The following is a 6,000-nucleotide window of genomic DNA, read 5'->3' as shown; positions in this document are numbered from 1 at the left end:
TCCAAAGTCCAAAGCCCCAGGACCCATCACCTTCCGACACGGATTGCAGCACTTCCTGTCCATCGCCCATGGATGGGCGCTTCGAAATGTGTGAATCGCCTAGAGGGTCAGGGGGGGCAGGGGATTGAGCCTGTGGCGATGTCTGCGTTGAACTTGCCGTTTGCATCTCCATGCTGTTCCTTCGGTCTGTCTTGCGGGTCTTTGCTATCAGACTATGATGATCGGAAAGGACAGTTGACCCGATCCTGTTCGTTACTCAGACAATCATGAGCCCCGATGGTCGAGGCCGATATCCAGGATCGGCGCGCTGTGGATGAGTCGGCCGACCGAAATCAGATCAACGCCGGTCGCGGCAACCGCTCGCGCTGTATGCGACGTGATCCCGCCAGAAGCCTCGGTGATAGCGCGGCCACCGACCATTGCGACGGCGCGGCGAAGATCGGGGAGGGACATGTTGTCGAGCAGAACCGCATCGGGAGCAAAGCCAAGTACCTCCTCCAACTGGGCCAGAGTATCGACCTCGACTTCGATCTTGACGAGATGACCGGCCGCTCTTCGTGCTCGCTCGAGCGCTGGCCGGACGCCGCCTGCGATGGCGATGTGGTTGTCCTTGATCAAAATTGCATCGTCGAGGCCGAAGCGGTGATTGGACCCGCCACCTGCGCGCACGGCATACTTTTCGACTGCCCGCAATCCGGGCGTCGTCTTGCGGGTGCAGACGATCTTCGCGCCATATCCACGAACCGCAGCGACGATCGATGCCGTTGCTGTGGCGATGCCGCTCAGATGGCACAAAAAATTGAGTGCCGTCCTTTCGGCTGTGAGAATGGCGCCACAAACGAGGAACGACTATAACGGCTGCGTGGCGGCACTCTCATCCTCTCGCACCACTCTTTGCCACGTGGTCGTCCGTGCCGGACAAATATAGCACAAGGAAATCTGGCGGCACGACCGACGCCCTCGGTCCGCTCCAGAATGGCGCCGTGCTCGACGCCGTCAAGGCGTGGCCTGGAAACCTCGCAGCCGGACGCGGCGCCATCGCACCGGCCAGCCTTGACTGCGTCTCGACACGCTCGCATGGGAAATCCTGTGGGCCGGGACGAAGAAACAGGCTCACCTGAGCCGAACAAAGAAACGCGACAGGAATCGAAAAAGTCGAAATCAGGCTTGTCGATGTCATCCGTGGATTTGAGATGCTTGTGGTGCTGTCTCGGCAGCCTGAAGAAGGTCAGGGTTTGTTCGATGGCATCCTCGGCCCAGCCTGTCAGGCGCGGATAGCGGGCCGACCATTTGGCAAGCCATGCGGCAAGATCAGCCCTGGCGTCTGCGAGATCGCGCCGGTCGTAGAGCCAGCGCAATTCCTGCAGGCAGTCGTCGCCGTGGTTCCTCGGCAGATGATCGAGCGCGTTCTTGAGGAAGTGCACGTAGCAGCGTTGCCAGGCGGCTTCGGGGATCACCTCGCCGATCGCTGCCACCAGGCCGGCGTGATCGTCGGACACGACCAACTCGACGCCCTTGCTTTGACGGCAGCGCTGGCGGTCTTAACTTCAGTCTTGGTCATGGGTGGCGTTCCTTCGCGGGAATCAGGTGACGTGAACAATCACCAGCCTGCCATGACCGCCCCCTCTCAGCGAATTTGCAGAACTCTCAGCACACTAACCCGACGTACTCACCCGGATAGTCCCGGCGATCCAGACGACCTGCTGCTGCCGTGCCGGAGCGGATCAGCTCGACGAACTCGTCGCGGTAGGGGTCGACGCAAAACGAATACGACAGCGTCATCGACACTTCGCGCCCAGCGGCATGCGCCAGCCGCGCGGTCTGCCGGATCGCTTGCTTGGCGCGCGGCGGGTCCCCCAGATAGCCCTCGAAATAAGTGACCTTGGTGCCCGAAGCCTTGTCCCGTTCGACATCGTCGGGGCCGAGTTCGAAGCAGGCGCCGAGATAAGCGCTCGCCATCGGGTGTGACGAAGATCATCGAGCATGCCGTCGGTGGTTGTCCCACTAGCGGTTCGGTGTCGAAGGCGACGCCCTGGGCGTGGATGTCGTGGGCGTAGATCTCGCCGAGCGTGTCGTTCGGCGGCGCGCCCGCCGAAGCTGCCTACGCCGGCGGCGGTGTTGCCGGCGCTGCATTGCCGATGCAAAGAACGTCATAGTCCGGCGTCAATGTCTCCGCTTGGGAACCCGCCGGCCTTCTTACCACGCCGGCCGGGCGCGGGTCTGGCAAGTGGGCTTTCCTTTTGCCAATGCGTTCGTTCCCGGCCCTCACGGGGCGGCGAGTCCCTGCCACCTGAGGCTACATGGCGGCCGTGGAAATTACCTCAGCAGCGGCGCCCGATCGGAAACCTTAGCACCTCCGCGCTTTGGCGTGGCTGCTTGAACTCTTCGACGGCAACCGCCTCAATTAGCAGATCCAAGGCTTCGCGGCCCCTTTGACTCATCGGGTCATCCCCACAAAGGTAGTCATACGCTCGATCTAAATGCCCTCGGGCGGCTGAAAAATCGCTTGTCATATCATAGAACCCTCTCTATCCGCCCGCATTGCCGTTTACGAGGTGAAGGTAGTGCAATCGTCAATATATACAGACAAATTTGAATTAAATCGGTGATGATCATAGAGGTCGAGTCCCCGACCTGATAGCGCCATCGAGCCCGCCGACGACCACTCGCTGGCGCTCACGGGCGCGGCGCTGAGTGGCCTGCCGCACATGCACAAGTCCTTCAACCTGCCGCCGCTTCCCGTCATATTCACGGCGGCCATTTCACTATCTGGATGGTCTGCCGGGCCGCGCGCACAACGCGCCTGGCCCAGGAACTCGACGCCCTGATCCGCTCGCCGAGCCGATCATGGGCGCCGGCGGCATGCTGGTGCCACAGGAGGATTATTTTCCAAAGGTTCAGGCGGTGCTGCGCAAATACGACATCCTCATGCTGTCCGACGAGGTGGTCTGCGGCTTCGGGCGATCCGGCGACAATCTTTCCGGTTCCGAGGAGAAGTGGCTTAAGATCGTGAGCGCCCTATGCTTTTAGGTTTCCGGAAAAAGCTTCGGAAACAGCGCGTCCAGAGCGTCCGCCGGAAAGCGTAGGGACACTGGGCCCTTTGGCGTTTCCGACGCCAATAGTCCGAGCGCGATTACGTCATTGAACAGTCGACGCGCCGTACGTTCGGGTAGTCCGCTAATACGGGATGCCTCGCGCGGTCAAACTCACCGCGCGTGAGCGCTTCCTCCATGAGGCGGCCGGCTTCGGGCTTCAGACCACTGCGCTCCACATGGCGATACAGCCGCTTGGCCAACGTGTCGAGATCGAACAGTCCGGTCATGAAGCTCACCTGATCGATACACGCCTGCAGGAACCATAAGGTAAAATCGCCGAGCGCGCGTTCGGAGAGGTTGCCACGTCCGTCGAGATCACCCTGGCGGGGCATATCGGCATGATCCATCATGCTCTTGTAATCCATTCGGCTTTTCACGCCACGTGCCAAGCCTCGTGAGATCGACCACAGCCCGTGCGCGGCGATCCCGGCCTGATGGGCCATGGCGTGGCTCATCAGATCGCCACTCACCTGGCGCCATGACGAACTCACGGTCGGCACCCTTGATGGTCAGCATGGGCGCTTCGGCATCGCGATAGAATTCCGCGTGCAGCCATCGAAGAAAACCTACCGATGCCGGTTCCGGCAACTGCCCATCGGCAGCCAGGCGGTCGATCTCGGCTTGCAGGCGAACGTGCGCGGCCGCCTCGAGCTGCAGATTGCGGCGGTTCTCGTCTCGATCGAAGTTTCCGACCAGCGCCCGTTCGATGTCGCGCGGGCGCGTATCGTGGCCTTCGATCAGGTTGCTGTAGTAGGTGTTCATGATGCGCACGAGATCGGCGAGGTTGGCTGCGGTACGCGAGTGCAGGCTTTTGCCCAAAACAGCCGACGTCGCCGACAGCTCTACCAGCGCATCCGAGATAGTTTCGGATACATCGGGTAGGCGTGCCGGTTCGATGCGCTGTACGCTCTCTTCCATATTGGCCGATCTTGGGTTCCGCCAAATGCGCGATTATAAACATTAATTTTCAGTTGACCAGATTGTTTGGCCGATCTTCTGGCCGATCGTCGGCATGCGGACTTGCGGGCCTCGGCACTGCCACCGCTGCCAAGCTTGGACACAAATCGATGCTGCCGATTATGATCATGGCCGATGTTCGGCAGGCCTATCGCACTGACAACTATGCACAAACCGTAATTGAGGGAGCCATCTGGCCGATGCTTTGGCCGATCTATGACGATCGGCCGGGCTCAGACAGGTTCGAGGTGAATGGTTCTGCCTCGGCCAGCGCAAGATTCGCCTGGAGCTTCGCTTATGCTGTGTGAGCTTGTTCTCTCGCGCCCGAATTCCCCATGGATGGCCCAAAAGCAGGCGATCCATTTGTCATTTTTAAGTGCCCGGACTGCCAGTTGATCGCGTTCTGACCCGACTGGGAGTTCAAGTTTGACCTGAAACTGACCGGGTGCTGGATGGCAGGCTTCATCCCCACCGGTCTGATATGAAACAACGTCCGGCCCCGAGGCTAGGCTGCAATCTCGTATGGCTTCTATGCGCCGTTCTCTTGGAGCGTGTTGCGGGCTTGGTCTGCTCAACCTCGGAGCTCAACGCTTCACGGCGTTAGGATGAGCGTTCGAGGCGCAGGATTACTGCCGACACTGCTCTTCTTGTTCGCATTGGGCAGTTCCCGTTGGAAGCTTCCATCTTGCCGACTGCTGAGTTTGGAGTCGCCGTGGCTGTGAAATCGAAAAGAAGCCCATAGGCAACGTTTGCCGCGACGCTACTGAGAGCTGGTCACCGGGAGAGCCGAAGGTAGAACGAAGTTGTCTCGTTGAGCTTGTATGTGGCGCCAGCATAGAAGGCCCAGTTCCCACCCCAAGGCTTATACAAACCGCCACCGTTAGCGCCGATCGCGTTCATGGCCTCGTCCTTTTGGCAGAGATCACCACGGTCGCTAGCTGGCGAGCAAAGTCCGTCCCAGCGCTGCATTATCTCGTCGGATCCGGCAAGCTGGCAGAATTTCCCAGGCGGAGCTGACGGGGAGGGATGGTGGGCATAAAACGGTGCGCGTGAGGTCTCGGCGGGAACAGCCAAGACATCTAAGCGGAACGGACTGGCATAACGCAAAGACACAGGCGAGCTCAGCGGCAAGGTGGTTTGTTATCACCATGGGACGCCTGCCGCGTCAAACGGTGGTGTCGTGGGTCGAGACGGCGAGGGCAGCGGTCGCCATGCGCCCCGACCGGCTTGCCTTGTTCGGCTACTCGCATATCCCATCCCAAATAAAGAACCAGCGCCTCATCGAGGCGGAATTTCTTCCCCACAGCGCTGCCCGCGCTGAACAGCATGCGGCTGTCGCCGTGACGCTGGTTGCCGCCGGCTACCGAGAGATCGATCGGGCTCGACCATTTCGCCTTGCCACACGACGAGCTCGCGCTGGCACAGGAAACAGGTCGCCTGCGACGTAACTCGTTGGGCTACTCTGCCGATACCTGCAGAACCCTGATCGGTTTCGGCGCGTCGGCTATCGGCCGCATCGGCCAAGGGTACGTTCAAAACGAAGTTACACGGGATTTCTACATCCGGCACATCGCAGCTGGCCGACTGGCGACATCGAAGGGCCATCGCCTCACAGACGACGACCGCGTGCGAGCCGCAATCATCGAGCGATTAATGTGCGATTTCGAGGCTGACGTGCCGGCAATCTGTGTCGCCCACGGATCTGATTTGATCCGTCTTCGCGGTTCAGATGAGCGTTTGGCGATGCTGGCCAAGGACGGAATAGTGGACTTCGAAAACGGTTTTGTCCGCGTACGGCGGGAGCATCGCTTTGGGATTCGCGCTGTCGCTGCCGCATTCGATGCTTTTAGGGATGGCCTTCCGTATCCCGCAGGTGAGGGCAAGCACACACATGGAAGCTAACACCGGGAGTATCTTTTGCCGGAGAGAACGAGCTGCCATCGTGCGG

5 protein-coding genes and 4 pseudogenes are annotated in these 6,000 nt (G+C 60.2%); 3 read left to right on the top strand and 6 right to left on the bottom strand.

Annotation, left to right across the window (positions count from 1 at the left end; translation table 11 throughout):
• Positions 1–264: 264 nt before the first annotated feature.
• The 4 genes and pseudogenes from nadC to NKI47_RS30660 all read right to left on the bottom strand — a co-directional run.
• Positions 265–831: pseudogene (gene nadC, locus NKI47_RS30675) on the bottom strand (carboxylating nicotinate-nucleotide diphosphorylase); the annotation flags it as partial.
• Positions 832–1,166: 335 nt separating this feature from the next.
• A pseudogene (locus NKI47_RS30670) lies at positions 1,167–1,526 on the bottom strand (transposase); the annotation flags it as partial.
• A 184-nt stretch (positions 1,527–1,710) separates the two neighbouring features.
• Positions 1,711–2,129: pseudogene (locus tag NKI47_RS30665) on the bottom strand (carbohydrate kinase family protein); the annotation flags it as partial.
• 192 nt (positions 2,130–2,321) lie between these two features.
• Positions 2,322–2,513, bottom strand: coding sequence for a hypothetical protein (locus tag NKI47_RS30660; protein WP_023679698.1), 192 nt, complete (start codon positions 2,511–2,513; stop codon positions 2,322–2,324).
• Positions 2,514–2,847: 334 nt separating this feature from the next.
• Between NKI47_RS30660 and NKI47_RS30655 the strand changes: the two genes are divergently transcribed.
• Complete coding sequence (locus tag NKI47_RS30655) at positions 2,848–3,030, top strand: aminotransferase class III-fold pyridoxal phosphate-dependent enzyme (protein WP_502898103.1); 183 nt, start codon at positions 2,848–2,850, stop codon at positions 3,028–3,030.
• Positions 3,031–3,133: 103 nt separating this feature from the next.
• Here the strand turns inward: NKI47_RS30655 and NKI47_RS30650 are convergent, their stop codons facing one another.
• Both NKI47_RS30650 and NKI47_RS30645 read right to left on the bottom strand, forming a co-directional pair.
• Complete coding sequence (locus NKI47_RS30650; protein ID WP_352594809.1) at positions 3,134–3,445, bottom strand: hypothetical protein; 312 nt, start codon at positions 3,443–3,445, stop codon at positions 3,134–3,136.
• Positions 3,411–4,013: a Fic family protein gene (locus NKI47_RS30645; RefSeq protein WP_352594807.1), complete on the bottom strand. Its 603-nt coding sequence runs from the start codon at positions 4,011–4,013 to the stop codon at positions 3,411–3,413. The genes NKI47_RS30650 and NKI47_RS30645 overlap by 35 nt, the downstream gene beginning before the upstream one ends.
• Positions 4,014–4,162: 149 nt before the next feature.
• Between NKI47_RS30645 and NKI47_RS30640 the strand changes: the two genes are divergently transcribed.
• A complete protein-coding gene (locus tag NKI47_RS30640) occupies positions 4,163–4,360 on the top strand; it encodes a hypothetical protein (protein ID WP_352594806.1) in 198 nt (65 codons plus the stop codon).
• 849 nt (positions 4,361–5,209) lie between these two features.
• Positions 5,210–5,954 (top strand): annotated as a pseudogene (locus NKI47_RS30635) (oxygen-independent coproporphyrinogen III oxidase); the annotation flags it as partial.
• Positions 5,955–6,000: the final 46 nt, after the last annotated feature.

The sequence above is a fragment of the Mesorhizobium sp. M0633 genome, from assembly GCF_040320645.1.
Classification (GTDB): domain Bacteria; phylum Pseudomonadota; class Alphaproteobacteria; order Rhizobiales; family Rhizobiaceae; genus Mesorhizobium.
This window is presented reverse-complemented; position numbering and strand designations above follow the sequence as displayed.

Bases quoted from the DNA above. Each gene is read 5' to 3' on its own strand.
- NKI47_RS30640 (WP_352594806.1), top strand. From the start codon at position 4,163: ATGCTGCCGATTATGATCATGGCCGATGTTCGGCAGGCCTATCGCACT.
- NKI47_RS30660 (WP_023679698.1), bottom strand. From the start codon at position 2,513: ATGACAAGCGATTTTTCAGCCGCCCGAGGGCATTTAGATCGAGCGTAT.
- NKI47_RS30650 (WP_352594809.1), bottom strand. From the start codon at position 3,445: ATGATGGATCATGCCGATATGCCCCGCCAGGGTGATCTCGACGGACGT.
- NKI47_RS30655 (WP_502898103.1), top strand. From the start codon at position 2,848: ATGGGCGCCGGCGGCATGCTGGTGCCACAGGAGGATTATTTTCCAAAG.
- NKI47_RS30645 (WP_352594807.1), bottom strand. From the start codon at position 4,013: ATGGAAGAGAGCGTACAGCGCATCGAACCGGCACGCCTACCCGATGTA.